At 55.8% G+C, this 15,198-nt stretch carries 14 protein-coding genes and 2 tRNA genes; 7 read left to right on the top strand and 9 right to left on the bottom strand.

Going from position 1 to position 15,198, the window contains the following annotated elements:
* Entirely contained in the window at positions 1-681 is a 681-nt protein-coding gene (gene folE, locus NG653_RS13605) for a GTP cyclohydrolase I FolE (RefSeq protein WP_252742268.1), read from the bottom strand.
* A 136-nt stretch (positions 682-817) separates the two neighbouring features.
* On the opposite strand from folE, the gene NG653_RS13600 reads away from it, so the two are divergent.
* On the top strand, positions 818-2,623 hold the full coding sequence (locus tag NG653_RS13600; RefSeq protein WP_252742267.1) for a T9SS type B sorting domain-containing protein: 1,806 nt from the start codon (positions 818-820) through the stop codon (positions 2,621-2,623).
* Positions 2,624-2,734: 111 nt separating this feature from the next.
* Complete coding sequence (locus tag NG653_RS13595; RefSeq protein ID WP_252742266.1) at positions 2,735-4,150, top strand: T9SS type B sorting domain-containing protein; 1,416 nt, start codon at positions 2,735-2,737, stop codon at positions 4,148-4,150.
* A gap of 46 nt (positions 4,151-4,196) precedes the next feature.
* Here the strand turns inward: NG653_RS13595 and NG653_RS13590 are convergent, their stop codons facing one another.
* Positions 4,197-5,705: an OmpP1/FadL family transporter gene (locus tag NG653_RS13590; RefSeq protein ID WP_252742265.1), complete on the bottom strand. Its 1,509-nt coding sequence runs from the start codon at positions 5,703-5,705 to the stop codon at positions 4,197-4,199.
* 40 nt (positions 5,706-5,745) lie between these two features.
* A complete protein-coding gene (locus NG653_RS14785) occupies positions 5,746-7,086 on the bottom strand; it encodes a hypothetical protein (protein WP_305882149.1) in 1,341 nt (446 codons plus the stop codon).
* A 96-nt stretch (positions 7,087-7,182) separates the two neighbouring features.
* Here NG653_RS14785 and proS point away from each other — a divergent pair, with 96 nt between their 5' ends.
* The 4 genes from proS to rpsT all read left to right on the top strand — a co-directional run bounded on the left by proS (position 7,183) and on the right by rpsT (position 9,247).
* Positions 7,183-8,658, top strand: a complete 1,476-nt coding sequence (proS, locus tag NG653_RS13580; protein ID WP_252742264.1) for a proline--tRNA ligase — start codon at positions 7,183-7,185, stop codon at positions 8,656-8,658.
* A gap of 94 nt (positions 8,659-8,752) precedes the next feature.
* Positions 8,753-8,824 (top strand) — tRNA-Glu (locus NG653_RS13575).
* A 62-nt stretch (positions 8,825-8,886) separates the two neighbouring features.
* Positions 8,887-8,961 (top strand) — tRNA-Glu (locus NG653_RS13570).
* A 34-nt stretch (positions 8,962-8,995) separates the two neighbouring features.
* A complete protein-coding gene (rpsT, locus tag NG653_RS13565) occupies positions 8,996-9,247 on the top strand; it encodes a 30S ribosomal protein S20 (protein WP_252742263.1) in 252 nt (83 codons plus the stop codon).
* A gap of 47 nt (positions 9,248-9,294) precedes the next feature.
* Here rpsT and NG653_RS13560 read toward each other — a convergent pair whose 3' ends face one another.
* From NG653_RS13560 to rho, 3 genes are all read right to left on the bottom strand, one after another.
* Positions 9,295-10,020 (bottom strand): hypothetical protein, encoded by a 726-nt coding sequence (locus NG653_RS13560; protein WP_252742262.1) that lies wholly within the window; start codon positions 10,018-10,020, stop codon positions 9,295-9,297.
* A gap of 18 nt (positions 10,021-10,038) precedes the next feature.
* Positions 10,039-10,662 (bottom strand): hypothetical protein, encoded by a 624-nt coding sequence (locus NG653_RS13555; RefSeq protein WP_252742261.1) that lies wholly within the window; start codon positions 10,660-10,662, stop codon positions 10,039-10,041.
* 141 nt (positions 10,663-10,803) lie between these two features.
* Complete coding sequence (gene rho, locus NG653_RS13550; RefSeq protein WP_252742260.1) at positions 10,804-12,480, bottom strand: transcription termination factor Rho; 1,677 nt, start codon at positions 12,478-12,480, stop codon at positions 10,804-10,806.
* A 294-nt stretch (positions 12,481-12,774) separates the two neighbouring features.
* On the opposite strand from rho, the gene NG653_RS13545 reads away from it, so the two are divergent.
* Complete coding sequence (locus NG653_RS13545) at positions 12,775-13,185, top strand: DUF4293 domain-containing protein (RefSeq protein WP_252742259.1); 411 nt, start codon at positions 12,775-12,777, stop codon at positions 13,183-13,185.
* Between the two features lie 105 nt (positions 13,186-13,290).
* On the opposite strand, the gene NG653_RS13540 is transcribed toward NG653_RS13545, so the two are convergent.
* The 3 genes from NG653_RS13540 to NG653_RS13530 all read right to left on the bottom strand — a co-directional run.
* Positions 13,291-14,334 carry an adenylate/guanylate cyclase domain-containing response regulator gene (locus NG653_RS13540; protein ID WP_252742258.1) on the bottom strand — a complete coding sequence of 348 codons (1,044 nt, stop codon included), beginning with the start codon at positions 14,332-14,334 and terminating at the stop codon, positions 13,291-13,293.
* Positions 14,331-14,705, bottom strand: coding sequence for a response regulator (locus NG653_RS13535; protein WP_252742257.1), 375 nt, complete (start codon positions 14,703-14,705; stop codon positions 14,331-14,333). The genes NG653_RS13540 and NG653_RS13535 overlap by 4 nt, the downstream gene beginning before the upstream one ends.
* A gap of 23 nt (positions 14,706-14,728) precedes the next feature.
* Positions 14,729-15,198 (bottom strand): sensor histidine kinase (locus tag NG653_RS13530; protein WP_252742256.1); only part of this gene is annotated, 470 nt, incomplete at its 5' end.

Raw genomic sequence — 15,198 nt, 5'->3', positions numbered from 1 at the left:
TTAGAATTCGGTCTGCAGGTTGATGTAATCAAGGAATTCACGGCGGACAGCCTCTTCCCTGAAGCGACCCCCGTATTCGGCGGTTACCGTACTGCTGTCCACATCCCTGATGCCCCGGGAGTTGACGCACAGGTGTTTTGCGTCGATCACACAGGCCACATCCTCCGTGCCCAGGACCTTTTGCAGTTCCCTGACGATCTGTATATTCATCCGTTCCTGAACCTGGGGCCTTTTTGCGAAATAATCGACGATGCGGTTCATCTTGGAAAGGCCTACCACAGAACCATTGGAGATATAGGCGATATGGGCCTTCCCCACGATGGGCAACAGGTGGTGTTCGCAGGTGCTGTATACGGTGATGTTCTTCTCCACCAGCATCTCCCCGTACTTGTATTTGTTCCGAAACGTGGAGGCTTTCGGCCTGCGGTCGGGATGGAGCCCCCCGAAGATTTCCCTCACATACATTTTGGCCACCCGCAGGGGGGTTCCTTTCAGGCTGTCGTCTTCAAGGTCCAGGCCAAGGGTGAGCATAATGTCCCTCACATTTTCGGTAATCCGCTCGATCTTGTCGGGATCGCTGAGTACAAAGGCATCCTCCCGCAGAGGGGTTTCTTCGGAAGCAGAAAAATGGTCTTCCCCGAAGGGATCCCTGGAGGCGTCCAAAGCAGGGTCAATTTTCATCTGGCAGGCAGTTTACAAAGGGCAAAGATATACATTAAATGGCACTTTATGCCCTGTATCCGGGCTTACACAACATAAATTCCTGTTAACCCGGTACCCCATTTAACTTTAGGTTTCCAAGTCTTTTTAAAGCCTTATGAGGCCAAATCTGTCTGTCTTTTTTGCCCTGATGCTGGGGGCCTGCTTTGGGGTTGCCGGCCAGGTTTCGCCGGATTGCGCCACGGCCATCCCCATTTGCAGCAACACCCCTGTCAGCGGGGGGGTACAGGGCTTCGGCTATGACGATTTCGGGGGGGCAGCCACGAGCGGGTGCCTTGAGCTGACGCTTTCGGGGAACATCGAGTCCAATTCTGCCTGGTACCGGTTCCGTACCGCAGCCTCCGGCCAGTTGGGCTTCAATATTGGTTTTGACCCTTCGGAAGACTGGGATTTCGCCCTTTACCGGGCTTCCGATTGCGGGGACCTGGGAGAACCCATACGGTGCAATTTCTTCGACAACCAGGACCAGGAGACGTATATGGGGGTGGGGGAGGACCCTAACGGAAACCCCGACTCCTACCTGTACGAAGCCTGGCTCGAGGTGAATCCTGGTGAAGACTACTACCTGATGATCAACAACTTCAGCAATAACAATACGGGGTTTTCCATCCAGTTTACCGGGCAGATTTTTGAGGCCCACCCCTTTGATGCCCTCGATTGCAGCATCGTGGATAACCTCCTGGGCCCCCCGGTGGCCGGTTGCGAGGGAAGCGTAGAACCCCTGGATGCCACAACCCCGGGTGCTACCGCTTACCAGTGGTTTATGGATACGGGCACGGGGTTCGCCCCAATCCCGGGGGAATCCGGGCCGATCTTGCAGGCGGCGATTTCGGCCCTGTACCGGGTACGGGTCGCCCTGGCAGACGGGTCGCAACTCATCAGCGATGTCCAGGTCGGTTTCAGCCCGGCCCCCCAGAGTTTTCCCCTGGCAGACCAGGTTGTTTGCGGCAGGCTGGAATCCCCGGGATTGCATGGGTTTGATTCAGGGGCCCTGGGCACCCAGGACCCATCGGATTTTCGCGTGAGTTACCACCTCACCCAGGCAGAGGCCCATTCCGGGGCCAATGCCCTGCCCCCGGAGTGGGTTCCGGCTATAGGCGGCCAAACCGTGTTCTACAGGGTAACGTCCCTTGAAAACCCGGCCTGCTACGCGGCCGACCACCACTTTGAACTTACCAACCTTCCCGTGCCCCAGCTCGATTTTCCGGCCCAGGCCTACATCTGTTCGGAAGGGGGTAGTGTAGTGATCGGCCAACCCACTCCGGAACCAGGGGTAAGCTACCAGTGGGATACCGGGGAGCAGGCGCCCTCGATCTGGATAACCTCCCCGGGGGTCTATACCCTTACGGCCCGAAGAACGGAATCGGGGGAGGTCTGCGAAGCCTCCAGGAGCGTTGAGGTTATCAGGGCGGTGGCCCCAGCAATAGGGGAGATCGCCATAGAAGACCTGAGCGCTTCGAATCAGGTTACCGTGGTGCCCCGGGAGGATGGCCCTTTTGAGTATTCCCTGAATGACGGACCTTTCCAGGGGAGTCCGGTTTTCACAGGAGTGCCCGCGGGTACCCACCAATTGCATATGCGCAGTACCCAGGGGTGCGGCAGCCTTACGGAAACCATCACGGTAGTCGGCTTTGGTACCCTGTTTACCCCGAACGGGGACGGGCTGAACGACCTTTGGCAGATTGCCGGCCTGGAACGCCTGACAGACCCGGAGATTTTCATTTTCGACCGGTATGGCAAGCTGTTGAAACAACTGGATGCCACCAGTGCCGGATGGGATGGTACCTTCAACGGCAGGCCAATGCCTGCCACGGATTACTGGTTCCGCCTGAATTATACCAATGACCAGGGGCAGCGCGTGGAAGCCCGATACCTCAAAACCCACTTTTCCCTGGTGCGCTAGGTGCTTTATGGACCAGTCGGAAAGAGCAGCGCCATTGGTCTAAAACAGGGGGGTATGGAATACTAAAACAGAACCCTTTCAGTTATATACTTCAAAGCCTGCCTGCCTGCGATGAGAAACTCGTTGCTTTTTATTTTGATATTTGTGGTTTTTGCCCAGGCGGCAAAGGCCCAAAACTCCCCGGATTGCCGCTCTGCCATCCCCGTGTGTGCCGATTCGGTCATGACCTGGGTGGCCGATGGGAGCGGGGTCATAGACGATTTCGACCCGGATGTCATCCGGCAGACAGGCTGCCTGGAAAAGGGCAGCGTCAGCTCGGCCAATATTGAAAATAACACTTCCTGGTTCGTTTTCCGCGCCGGTACGGACGGACAGATAGGGTTTGATATCGAGGCCCTGCCGGTCCTTCCCGGGGGGAGCATCACGGCCGAATGGGATTTTGCCCTCTACGGGCCCGATGTGGACTGCGGCGCCATCAGCAATGGCACGGCCCAGCCCATCCGATGTAACTATGAAGTGAACAGCACCGGGTTTACAGGCATCGGGGTAAACCCCGCCAACGGCCAGGAGGGCCAGCCCTTTATCAAGGGCAGCCAGAACACCTACGACGAGTGGCTGCAGGTACAGGCCGGGGAGGTCTATTACCTGCTGGTGAACAACTATAATACCAACTTCGATGGCGACCCGGAAGCTTTTACCCTGACCTTTACCGGTTCCTCGGTGGATGCGGACCAAAACAATGCCCTGGACTGCACCCTGCGGGACGAGTTCCTCGGGCTAGATATCGCCGCCTGCAACGGGGACCCCGACATTGTGCTGAGTGCCCTGAATTCCCCTGCGGGCCCCGACATTGCCAACGTGACCTGGTCGGTCGATTTTAACGACGACGGGGTTGTGGACCAGGTGCTGGCCTCAGGCCCGGCGGCTACCACCCTGACGGTGAGCAGCCCGGCTTCCGGAAGGTATTTTGTTCAAATTGAACCGACCACGGGAGGTACTATAGAGGACGACATCCTGATCACGTTTTACGGGGTTCCCGGGCCGGTGGGGGTGAACATCCTGGATAGCCTTTCGGACCAGAACAATGTGGAGATCACCGTGCTGGGCGGGGGCAGTTATGAATATTCCCTCAATGGGGGGCCTTTCCAGGATTCCCCGGTGTTCCTCGACGTGCCCCCCGGGCAAAACACCGTGGTGGTGAACGACACCAACGGGTGCGGTACCACCAATCCTATCCCTTTCCTGGTGGTGGGCTACCCGAAATTCTTTACCCCGAACGGGGATGGCATCCACGACGCCTGGAACGTGCAGGGGATCGAAACCCTGACGAATCCCGTAGTGTTTATTTTTGACCGGTACGGGAAACTGCTCAAGCAGCTTGACCAAACCAGCCCTGGCTGGGATGGGACCTTCAATGGCCGGCCCCTTCCTTCCTCGGATTACTGGTTCCGGCTGGAATACCTCCGGCAAGACAATGGGCAGCCGGTGCAGGAGGTGGTGCGCGCCCACTTTTCCCTGAAGCGATAAAAAGAAACGGCCCCGTGGGGCCGTGTGGTATTCGCGGGGGTTTTGCTTAAAAATTCAACGTATAACTGAGGGTGTAAAACCGGTTGACCCGGTTTACGGAGGCGTTGCTCAGCCCAATATCATAAATGGATTCCTGAACGTCCTGTTCGGCCCGGCTGAAGGAAAAATCGAGGCGGCTGCCGCCCCAGCTGTAACCAATCCCGCCGGAGAGGGCCTCCAGGTCGCCCCAGTTGGGGTTGTCGCGAAACGGGCTTTCTTCATAGCGGTACCCCCCCCGCAGGCTCACCGGGCCCAGGCGGTATTCCCCGCCCAGGCGGAAGGTGGAAACCCCCCCGAGCTGTTGGGAGATAAACGCATTTTCCGAATTGAAGCTTGGGTCTGAATTGGGCCTCAGCTCTGCCCGCGAGAAATCCTGGTAGCCGTAGTCGAAGCTCAGCAGGCCATTCAGCCCAAAAACCAGGGCCATGCTGCCCATAAACCTCGCCGGGGTTTTCACGGTGTATTCCTCGAATAGGTTTACAATGCCGAAGTCGATAAAGGTGATGTCGGGGTTTTTGCCGTCAAAGTCCGTATTGGTACGCTGCGAAAAGTCATCGGCCAGGCGGTACCAGGTAGGCGACTGGTAACTCGCCCCCACACGGACCAATTCGCTCAGTTTGGCAATGGCCCCGAGTCCGAAAGAAAACCCCGCCCCTTCGCTCCTGAGGAAGGTGTCGAAGGAAGACGCCTGGATTTCAGATGCCGGGTCGTACCCGGTTTCATCGAGCAGGGTCAGGCGTTCGTAAATGACCGAATGGAAGTTCAGGGACGCCCCCAGGTAGAGGTTTTCCTGATATTGCCCGGCGAAGTTCATGGTGAATTTGCCGTTAAACCCATTGGTCCTCTGGAGGTATTCCTGGGAAACCGTATTGTAGGCCGCATTGGAAAAATACTGGGTATTGTTGTCGTTGTCGGGGTCCTCCGGGTCGATAAACCCTGCCTGGAACCCCAGGAAAGCCTGTTGGTCTGCAAACCCCAGGCGCGACCCGATGTCGAGGTAAGCCTCCTCGATGAATTCTCCGTCCTGTACCCTCAGGGGCCCCAGGGGTACGCCCTGGGCGAACGTAAGGAAATACTGGTCGGTCCCTACCGGGGAATTTCCCCGGACCAGGAATTCGTTGTCGAAATTTTCAACCAGGTCATAATTGATGGCCAGGGCGAGTTTTTTCCAGGGCGAGCCACCGGTACTGCGGAAGACGAAGACCCCGCCCACCTGGTTTAGCTCCAGGGCATTGAGGCTTGTTCCCGTGCGCGTCCCGAAGAAATCGGCAGTGTTGTTCCGGTTGTAATTGGAAGCCGTGAGGGCGAACAGGCCATTGTTGAAGACGGCAGAACCGGCAGGGTTGGCCGAAAGGGCGGAGAGTTCGCCCCCCAGGGCCCCGAAGGCCCCACCCATGGCCTGGTACCTGGCCGTTCCCTGGAGGTCTTCCAGGCCATATCTGAGGACATCGTTAATGGTTTGGGCGCTGCCGATGGCGCATACCCAGAAGAGTATGAAAACAGCAATACGTTTCATAAGGACGAAGGGTTAAGGTTTAGTGAGATGGTGGTCAGCGTTAGTTGCCCCTGCCGGACGAACGGCCCCCTGAGGAACGTCCGCCTGAGCCTGAAGAGCGACCCCCGCCCCCGCTGCTGCGCATGCTTCCCGAGGAACGGCTACCGCCTGACGAGCCGCCGAAATTCCCTGAGGACCGGCTGCTCCCTGACGAGCCGCGGTAACTTCCGGAGGAACGACCGCTACTGGAACCCCTGTACCCGGGGGAAGTCCCATAAGACCTTCCGCTCCTGGAGCCGGGGTTTTGGTATGACCGCCCGGGGTTACTGCCTGTCCTTCCGGAATAGGTGTCGCCGGCCCGGCTGCGATATCCGTTGTTGCCATAGGTATTCCCCCGTGCATTATTATAAGGCCTGGGCGCGCCGGTGTAGGTTCTCACTGAACGGCTCCGGTCGGCATAGGCCGGGGTAGCCCTGGTAGTGCGGGTAGTGCGGTAGGCCCGGTTGCGGGCAGCTGCATCGACGGTGCTCCGATTGGTGCGTGCAGAGGTGTACCGGCTGTTGGTCCTCAGGTTGGAACGCCCGCTGTTGGTGCTCAGGTTGGAGCGCCCGCTATTGGTCCTCACCCGGGCGTTGTTATTGGCAGCCATGACCGAACGCGCCCCTAGGGCATTTATGTTGTTGTACCGGTTATAGTATCCCCGGCGGCCGGCTACAAAACCGTAATTCCTGTAATGGGGGTAGCCCCAACCCCAGCCAGGATAGCCCCAGCCCCAGCCGGCGCCCCAGCCCCAACCAGGATAGCCCCAGCCCCAGCCGACGCCCCAACCCCAGTTGTTCCAGCCAAGGCCCCAGCCCCAGTTGTTCCAGCCAAGGCCCCAACCCCAGTTGTTCCACCCGGGTCCCCAGCCCCAGTTGTTCCAGCCCCATCCGTTCCAGAGCCAGGGGTCGTAAAAGCCCCAGTTGTTCCATCCGGCCCCGCCGTAGAAGTTTATGCTGACGTTGTCGCCCCGGTCGCCCCACCCCGGGCTACCGGCGTAATCGTTATTGTAGTCCTGGAAGTAATTCCCCTGCACCTGGCCCAGGCTGTCTGCCTCCCGGCCACTGGAATAGGAATCAGCATCCGTGAAAATCTCGCCTTCCAGTACCTCGTCGAGCTGGCGGGCCTTTTCCCCGAAGTAGTTCTGGTAAAAACCATCCTGTACCTCCTGGTTGCCCGGCTGGGGCGTCCGGTTGTCCCGTACGACAACCCGTTCCGTTACCCGCTCTGTGCCCCCGGTATAGATCCCGTCCGGATCGTAATAGGAAGCCTGCTGGTAGGAACCACAGGATGCCAGGAGGAGCCCCAACATCCCGAGAACACCGGTTAATCTGAATTTTTTTGGGGTGATTATAGGTATCATGGCGAGAATTTTATATTGTTGAACATCTTAAAAATAGTTAGTTTTGTCAACTATTTCTGTTAACAAATTAACAAGATTTGTGCCAAACTCCTGCCCATGGGTAAAAATTTGACTACGCGATCGGAGGATTACTCCAAATGGTATAATGAATTGGTGGTAAAGGCCGACCTCGCGGAGAACTCCGGGGTTCGGGGCTGCATGGTGATCAAGCCCTACGGTTATGCCATCTGGGAGAAGATGCAGGCGGCCCTGGACAGGATGTTCAAGGAAACCGGGCACCAGAATGCCTATTTCCCCATCTTCATCCCAAAGTCGTACCTGAGCAAGGAGGCGAGCCATGTGGAGGGGTTTGCCAAAGAGTGTGCGGTGGTTACCCATTACCGGCTCAAAAACGCGGAGGACGGCAGCGGCCTGGTAGTGGATGAGACGGCTAAACTCGAGGAGGAGCTCATTGTGCGCCCGACTTCGGAAACCATCATCTGGGACACCTACCGCCGGTGGATACAATCTTACCGGGACCTCCCCCTGAAAATCAACCAGTGGGCCAACGTGGTCCGCTGGGAAATGCGCACCCGGTTGTTTCTCCGCACCTCGGAGTTCCTCTGGCAGGAAGGGCACACCGCCCACGCCACCAGGGAAGAGGCGGTTGAGGAGGCCGAGACCATCCTGGGGGTTTATACCCAATTTGCCGAAGGCTATATGGCCGTACCGGTCATCCGGGGCACCAAAACGGCCAGCGAGCGGTTTGCGGGGGCTGAGGAAACCTATTGTATCGAGGCCCTGATGCAGGACGGGAAGGCCCTGCAGGCCGGGACGTCCCACTTCCTGGGCCAGAATTTTGCCAGGGCATTTGACGTGCAGTTCGACACCCGCGAAGGGGACCGCGATTTTGTGTGGGCGACCTCCTGGGGGGTCTCCACCCGCCTGATGGGGGCCCTGGTAATGACCCACAGCGATGACAATGGCCTTATCCTGCCTCCCCGCCTGGCCCCGATACAGGTGGTTATCATACCCATTTACAGGGGCGAGGAACAGCTTGTGGCCATCAGCGATGCCGCGCGGCCGGTGATGGAAGCCCTCAGGCAGAAGGGGATTTCTGTGCATTACGACGATCGCGATACCCACAAGCCCGGATTCAAATTCAATGAGTATGAGCTGAAGGGCGTCCCCGTAAGGCTTGCCCTGGGGCCGAGGGACCTGGAGAACGGCACTTTTGAGGTGGCCCGGAGGGACACTCTGGAGAAGGAGGTCGTGAAGGCTGATGCCGTGGTAGACCATATCGCCGCCCTCCTGGATGCCATTCAGGAGAACATCTTCCAACGGGCCCTTGCCTTCCGGGAAGCGCGCATTACCCCGGTGGATTCCTACGAACAGTTCAGGGAAGTCCTGGAAGCCAAAGGCGGATTCCTGTCGGCGCACTGGGATGGCACCGAGGAAACGGAACAGCGCATCAAGGAAGAGACCAAAGCCACGATCCGCTGCATCCCCCTGGACCCGAAACCGGACCCCGGACGGTGCATGGTAACCGGAAAACCATCCCCCTATCGGGTCTTGTTTGCAAAAGCCTATTGAGGGGATAAAAAAACCGGGAGAGTAGTTGGTCTAGTAAAAAATAATTGTATTTTTGCACCTGCCTATTTGGAATCGATTTCTTCATCAGGCGGATGGCCCGTTCGTCTAGGGGTTAGGACGCCAGGTTTTCATCCTGGTAACAGGGGTTCGATTCCCCTACGGGCTACTAAGTTCTGCAGGACGCTTGCATGTGCTGCTAACTGCCACTGCGAACTGTTTTGAAATAACGGCCCGTTCGTCTAGGGGTTAGGACGCCAGGTTTTCATCCTGGTAACAGGGGTTCGATTCCCCTACGGGCTACCAAGTAAGAATTGAGAGATCTGTAAGAAAGATATTTATGGCAAATCATAAATCCGCATTAAAACGCATCCGCCGCAACGAAGCTGTTCGCCTGCGCAACCGCTACCAGCACAAGACTACGCGTAATGCCATCAAAAAGCTGCGCAACGAAACCGATAAGAAGAAAGCGGAAGCCCTGCTGCCTTCTGTGGTTAGCATGATCGACAAGCTGGCCAAAAGGAATATCATCCATGGCAACAAGGCCTCAAACCTCAAGGGCAAACTCATGAGGCAGGTGGCAGGCCTGTAATAAAGGGGATGCTATATAACGTAAGCCCGGCCTATGGCCGGGTTTTTTTATGGCTTTTCGGGGCTATTGTGCGGGGGTTTCATGGGTTGCATCCGCAGGAACCCGAGGAGGAAACACCCGTAAAGGGTGTAGATAAGCCCGAAATGTACCGGCCCCATCCAGGTTGGATAAAAACTGCTATGGCCATTTACCACCAGGTATTTAAGGTATTTAATTGGGGTATACCCGAGGTAGAAGAGAAAAATCCCGGCACTGATCCAGACCAGCAGGTTTCGGCCCACCGGTATCGGCCCCCCGGCTTCCAGCTCCTGGCGCAGATAGGCCAGGGCACTGCCCATCAGTACCAGGCCCCCCACCCCATAGGCATATACCTGCGATTGCGTCTGGAAATCGTCTAAAATCCCGTTCAGCAGGGCGGCGACCCCGTAGGCCAGGCCCCCGTAGCGCAACAGGGCTTGGGCCCCCTTCCCTTTCAGGTACCGGGAGTAAACAAAATAGAAATACAGGAAAAACAACAGCGAATAGACATTGAAAATCAACCAGTTGTTGTTGTAATACACCTCCCTGAAGACAATGCTGAAATCGGGGTTCAGCCGTATGATCAGCCCGAGGGTCTCCGTGAGCAGGGTATACATCAGCAATACCGGGAGCCATCGGAGGGGGGTTTGAAAATAAGCGGGATAACGCCACAGGGAGGTTGCAAACACCACCACATAGAGGATCATAAAGTGGTTTTGCCAAAGCAATTCGGGAAGGTTCGCCAGGAAAGCCAAAGGAATTTGCCGGTTGGTTTACTGGTATGGGGGAGGACTGCTTTGTCCCTCGTTCAGGATGAGGCTGCCCCCGCGGCCCTGCTGGGGCGGGACGGGAACCATGGAAGCTTCGGCCCTGGGAGGGCCCTGGTATACCTCCAGCCCGCCGTTGAGGTAGCCCGGGCGGTCCCCATCGATGAAGAGCCCCCACTGTTTCCCTTCCATTTCCACAGCCGGCAGCAGGAAGACCGAATTCTGCCTGGGGTGGGTGCGCCCGGCTGCATCGGGATAGGTCGCAAAATAAATGCGCAGGCTATGGATGTCGGTATTTACCCGTGCCGCTTCCTGTTCGATAAATGCCATATACTCCTTCAGCACCTGGTAATCAAAACTCACATAGCGCGCCACGTCAAACGGCTTGCCTTCCGGGTTGGTTGCCTGGCTTACAGAGTCTTCATACCTGCGGATAAGGGGTACGCGCCGGGTGCCGTAATTCTGGTAGTACTCCCGGGCGGTTTCAAGGGAAATAAGCTGTTTCGGAGGGACGACCTTCTCCGTGGCTTCCCGGGTCTGCTGTTCGCTGCTGTCGGGTTTGCATCCCGCCGCAAGCAGCAGGAGCATCCAAATTACAGCACTTGTAGCGGTAACCAATCGATGTTTCATAGGGATGGGTTTTTCAAGTGACGGGACCGTTGGGGGTACCGGGCCCATATGGTCTAATTTAAAGATTTTAATCCGAACCGGGACCCAACCATAAAAAAACCCGGCGCGCAGCCGGGTTTTTCAAGAAAGTTTTTCCTTTTCCTATTCGTTCATGGTCATCAGGAACTCCTCGTTCGAACGGGTCTGTTTGATGCGTTGCTCCATGAATTCCATAGCCTCTATAGGGTTCATATCGGCCAGGTATTTGCGCATGATCCACATCCGCTGCAGGGTAGTCTCGTCCAGCAGGAGGTCGTCGCGACGGGTGCTGGATGCCACCAGGTCGATGGCCGGGAAGATCCGGCGGTTGGAGATCCGTCGGTCGAGCTGCAGTTCCATGTTGCCCGTACCCTTGAATTCCTCAAAGATCACTTCGTCCATCTTCGATCCGGTTTCGGTAAGGGCTGTGGCGATAATGGTCAGCGACCCGCCGTTTTCGATATTCCGGGCTGCCCCGAAAAACCGCTTGGGCTTGTGGAGTGCATTGGCATCCACCCCCCCGCTGAGGACCTTTCCGGAGGCAGGTTGTACGGTGTTGTAAGCCCTGGCCAGGCGGGTGATGGAATCGAGCAGGATCACCACGTCGTGGCCGCATTCGGTCAGGCGTTTGGCCTTTTCCAGGACAATGTTGGCCACCCGAACGTGTTCGGAAGCTTCCTTGTCAAAAGTGGAGGCTACTACCTCGCCCCGCACGTTGCGCTGCATATCGGTCACTTCTTCAGGGCGCTCGTCGATCAGCAGGATGATTTGGTACACCTCGGGGTGGTTGGCGGCAATGCCGTTGGCGATATCCTTCAACAACATGGTCTTCCCCGTTTTGGGCTGGGCCACGATCATCCCCCGCTGCCCTTTGCCTATGGGGCAAAACAGGTCGATGATGCGGGTGGAGATATTGCTTTGCCGTTCGGCCAGCCGGAATTTTTCCTTCGGGAACAGCGGGGTCAGGTGTTCAAATGCCACCCGGTCGCGGACTACATCCGGATCGAGCCCGTTGATTTTGCTGACCTTGATGAGCGGGAAATATTTCTCCCCTTCTTTGGGGGGGCGTACCGCGCCGAGGACCGTATCGCCCGTCTTCAGGCCAAATAGCCTGATCTGCGACTGGGAAACGTAAATGTCATCGGGGGAGGAGAGGTAGTTGTAGTCCGAAGAGCGCAAAAACCCATAGCCGTCGGCCATGATATCCAGTACGCCTTCGCTTTCGATAATGCTGTCAAACTCGTACTCGGGTTGCTTGTATTTGTTTTTCAGCTCCTTGTCAAAATTGCTGCTTTTCTTTTCGTGCCCGCCGCTATTCTGGGAACGGTCTTTATTGAATTCCTTTTTGCGGTGCTGGGGTTTATTGGGTTGGCCATCCGATCCCTGGTCTTTCCTGGGGCGGTTGTCATCCCTGGATTTGGGGGCGTGTTCCCTGGAACTTTCCGCCTTTTCCTGTTTATCCTGGGGTTTTTCCTGGTTATCCTGGTGCTTTTCTGGTTGCTCCTGGGGCTTTTTCTGGTTATCCTCGGGCTTGTCCTGTTGTTTCGCCTGGCCATTCTGGGAAGGCCTGCGAGAATCAGGTCTCCGGGGTTCCCTTTTGGGACGGGGCCTTTGGGGTTTCTGATCTTCCCCTGATTCCGTTTTTTCCTGAACGGCCGAAGGGTTGGTGGCCTGCAGGTCCAGGATCTGGTAAACCAGGTCCATTTTTTTAAGGGTACGGTATTTTTGGACATTCAATCCTTTGGCAATGTCCTGAAGCTCAGGAAGCTTCATTGCCTTTAATTCGGAAATCTCAAACATGGAGTTTTAAAAAATAAATACGTTATTGGTGCGATACTTTGTCAGTAAAAAAGAAGAAATGATATTAGGATATTGCCTGGGAATGGATTCCCCTAACTCGGAAGTGCTAGTGCTAATAACGTCACAAACATACGAATATTTTTTCATTTCCCATTCAAAAGGCAATAAATCAGTGCAATCCGAAAGGGCCGGCGCAATTCGGCAGTAAAGGCAATCCCCGGAGAATCTCCATAAATATTGGGCGTGAAAAATGAAAATTCGTGTATTTTTGCCTTCGGAATGAATAATCCTTCCATGATCCAGCGTATTCAAACGGTTTACCTCTTGCTTTCGGCCCTGCTGACCGGGATTTTGCCGTTCTGGCTCCACCTGTGGACCGAAGGGGGAGGCCAGGCCGTCTATGCACGGCAGGAATTGTGGGTTTCCGCAGCCTTTTATGCCTCAACCGTGCTGGCCGTAATTTCCGTGCTGAGTTTTAAAAACCGAAAACAACAATTTGTGTTGAACCGCTTCAACCTCTTGTTGAACCTTTTTTTACTAGGATTTTTCGTGGTTCGGTCCCTAAGCATATCCGGAGGAACTTCGGTTTCTGAGAAGGGTATTGGGATGCTTATTCCTGTGTTTTCTATCGTTTTCTTAGTGCTGGCCAACAAGGCCATCAAAAAGGACGAGGATCTCGTAAAATCTGTGGACCGTTTGCGATAAGCCTTTTAATCTTAGTAGTATTAGTGCGTTGACCCCGGCAGAGGTGCCGGGGTTTTTGCATTTGGGCTGGAGGGTTGTAGGTCATTGGGCGGGAAGTGTCCGGATTCATTCCAGCACCTCGTAAACGGAAAGCTTTTCCGCTTTGTTTTTCAGTGCCAGTTCCCCGATTTCCCGGCATTTGAAGGATTCCTTTACCTGCTGGTAGCAGGACCCTGCAATAAGGATCTGGTTTTCCTCCGCGGCACCCTGAAGCCGGGCTGCCACGTTTACCGTGTCGCCGATGACGGTGTAATCGAGACGTTTGAGGCTCGCCGAACCGATGTTGCCCGAGACCATCTCCCCGCTTTTGATGCCGATGGAAACCTTGGGCCGGTAATGGGAATCCCCATCGATTTCGGGCAGTTGGTTGACCTGTTGACGGATGGCCAGGGCGGCATCGATGGCCCGGTCGAGGTGGTAGTCGCCCCGGAAAACGGCCATGACGGCATCCCCGATAAATTTGTCCACATAGCCTTCCTGGGCGATAATCTCTTTAACGATGGTGTCAAAATACGTGTTCAGCATGCCCACCACCACCTCCGGGGGCGCCTGTTCGCTGATAGAGGTAAATCCGCATACATCGATAAACATCACAGTGGCTTCAATGTGTTCGCTGGCGGTGATCTGGGATTCGTATTCGCGCCCCCCCATGAAATTCAGCACATTTTCGTCTACATACATCCGCAAAATGTTGTTTTCCTTTACCGCCCTGAGGGTATCGCGGATCTGTCGGACATGTTTCAGGGTCTTTTCCATGGTGATGATCAGGTCCTCAAAATTGATTGGCTTGGTAATGAAGTCGAAGGCCCCTCGGTTCATGGCCGTGCGGATATTGTCCATATCGCCGTAGGCAGAGACAATGATGGATTTCAGTAAGGGGTTCAGTTCCTGGAGCCTGGAGAGCAGGGTAAGCCCATCCATCTCCGGCATGTTGATGTCGCTCAATACCAGGTCCGTATCGGGTTCCTGCCCCAGTTTTTCGAGGGCTTCCCTGCCATTGTAGGCAAAGACGAATTCGTATTCGTTATTGCGGATTTGTTTGCGGAATTTTTGTTTGATGAGTACCTCCAGGTCGGTTTCATCATCCACTACCAGTATTTTTACCATCATTCCAGGGTTGTAAGTTTTTCTTTTAGGAGGTTAAAATCCAGGGGTTTGGTGAGGAAATCGTCGGCCCCCAGGCGGTTGGCCGCACTGCGGTTTTGTTCGTCCCCATAGGCGGTAATCATCATCACCACGGGAGGCGGCTTGTCGTATTCCCGCCTGATTTTTTCCAGGAGTTCCAGCCCGGTCATCCCGGGCATGTTTATATCCGAGAGGATTAGCACGGCTTTCTGCGCCATGGCATTCATCACCTCCAGGGCTTCTTCCCCTGAAAAGGCGAAGTGGAAATCGAGCTGCCCGTTTCGTATTTCCTTCCGGAACCTTTGTTGGAACAGGACCTGTACATCCCGTTCATCATCTACAACCAGTATTTTCATTGCGTTGTTTTTATGGTTATACCTTATTTATCGGGCAGGGCCAGGGTGAATGTAGTCCCTTCCCCTTCTTTTGAGCTCACGTTCAGTTTCCCCCCATGCCCCTTGGTCACAATGTCGTAGCTCATGCTTAGCCCCAATCCCGTGCCCTGCCCGGTGGGTTTGGTGGTAAAGAAAGGCTGGAAGATCTTCTCCCGGATGGCTTCGGGGATGCCCCCCCCGTTATCGCGCACCGTGAGTTCCACCCCCCCGGCGGAACGGTGCGTCCGGACCCATACGGTAGGGGTGTAGGGCCCCGATTCTTTTTGTTTTCTCTCGCTCACCGCATGGAAGGCGTTGGTGAGCAGGTTCAGCAGTACCCTCCCAATGTCCTGGGGGACCAGGGCTACGGACCCCACCGTGTCGTCAAACTCGGTTTCCAGGGTGGCGTTGAAGCTTTTGTCTTTGGCGCGCAGGCCGTGATAGGCCAGGCGGAGGTATTCCTCGGCCAGGGCGT

This window comes from Robiginitalea marina (assembly GCF_024006985.1).
Taxonomy (GTDB): Bacteria; Bacteroidota; Bacteroidia; order Flavobacteriales; family Flavobacteriaceae; genus Robiginitalea; species Robiginitalea marina.
This window is presented reverse-complemented; position numbering and strand designations above follow the sequence as displayed.

Bases quoted from the DNA above. Each gene is read 5' to 3' on its own strand.
- NG653_RS13535 (WP_252742257.1), bottom strand. From the start codon at position 14,705: ATGAAAATACTGGTTGTAGATGATGAACGGGATGTACAGGTCCTGTTC.
- NG653_RS13540 (WP_252742258.1), bottom strand. From the start codon at position 14,334: ATGATGGTAAAAATACTGGTAGTGGATGATGAAACCGACCTGGAGGTA.
- folE (WP_252742268.1), bottom strand. From the start codon at position 681: ATGAAAATTGACCCTGCTTTGGACGCCTCCAGGGATCCCTTCGGGGAA.
- NG653_RS14785 (WP_305882149.1), bottom strand. From the start codon at position 7,086: ATGATACCTATAATCACCCCAAAAAAATTCAGATTAACCGGTGTTCTC.
- NG653_RS13600 (WP_252742267.1), top strand. From the start codon at position 818: ATGAGGCCAAATCTGTCTGTCTTTTTTGCCCTGATGCTGGGGGCCTGC.
- NG653_RS13555 (WP_252742261.1), bottom strand. From the start codon at position 10,662: ATGAAACATCGATTGGTTACCGCTACAAGTGCTGTAATTTGGATGCTC.
- proS (WP_252742264.1), top strand. From the start codon at position 7,183: ATGGGTAAAAATTTGACTACGCGATCGGAGGATTACTCCAAATGGTAT.
- NG653_RS13590 (WP_252742265.1), bottom strand. From the start codon at position 5,705: ATGAAACGTATTGCTGTTTTCATACTCTTCTGGGTATGCGCCATCGGC.
- NG653_RS13545 (WP_252742259.1), top strand. From the start codon at position 12,775: ATGATCCAGCGTATTCAAACGGTTTACCTCTTGCTTTCGGCCCTGCTG.
- rho (WP_252742260.1), bottom strand. From the start codon at position 12,480: ATGTTTGAGATTTCCGAATTAAAGGCAATGAAGCTTCCTGAGCTTCAG.
- NG653_RS13595 (WP_252742266.1), top strand. From the start codon at position 2,735: ATGAGAAACTCGTTGCTTTTTATTTTGATATTTGTGGTTTTTGCCCAG.
- rpsT (WP_252742263.1), top strand. From the start codon at position 8,996: ATGGCAAATCATAAATCCGCATTAAAACGCATCCGCCGCAACGAAGCT.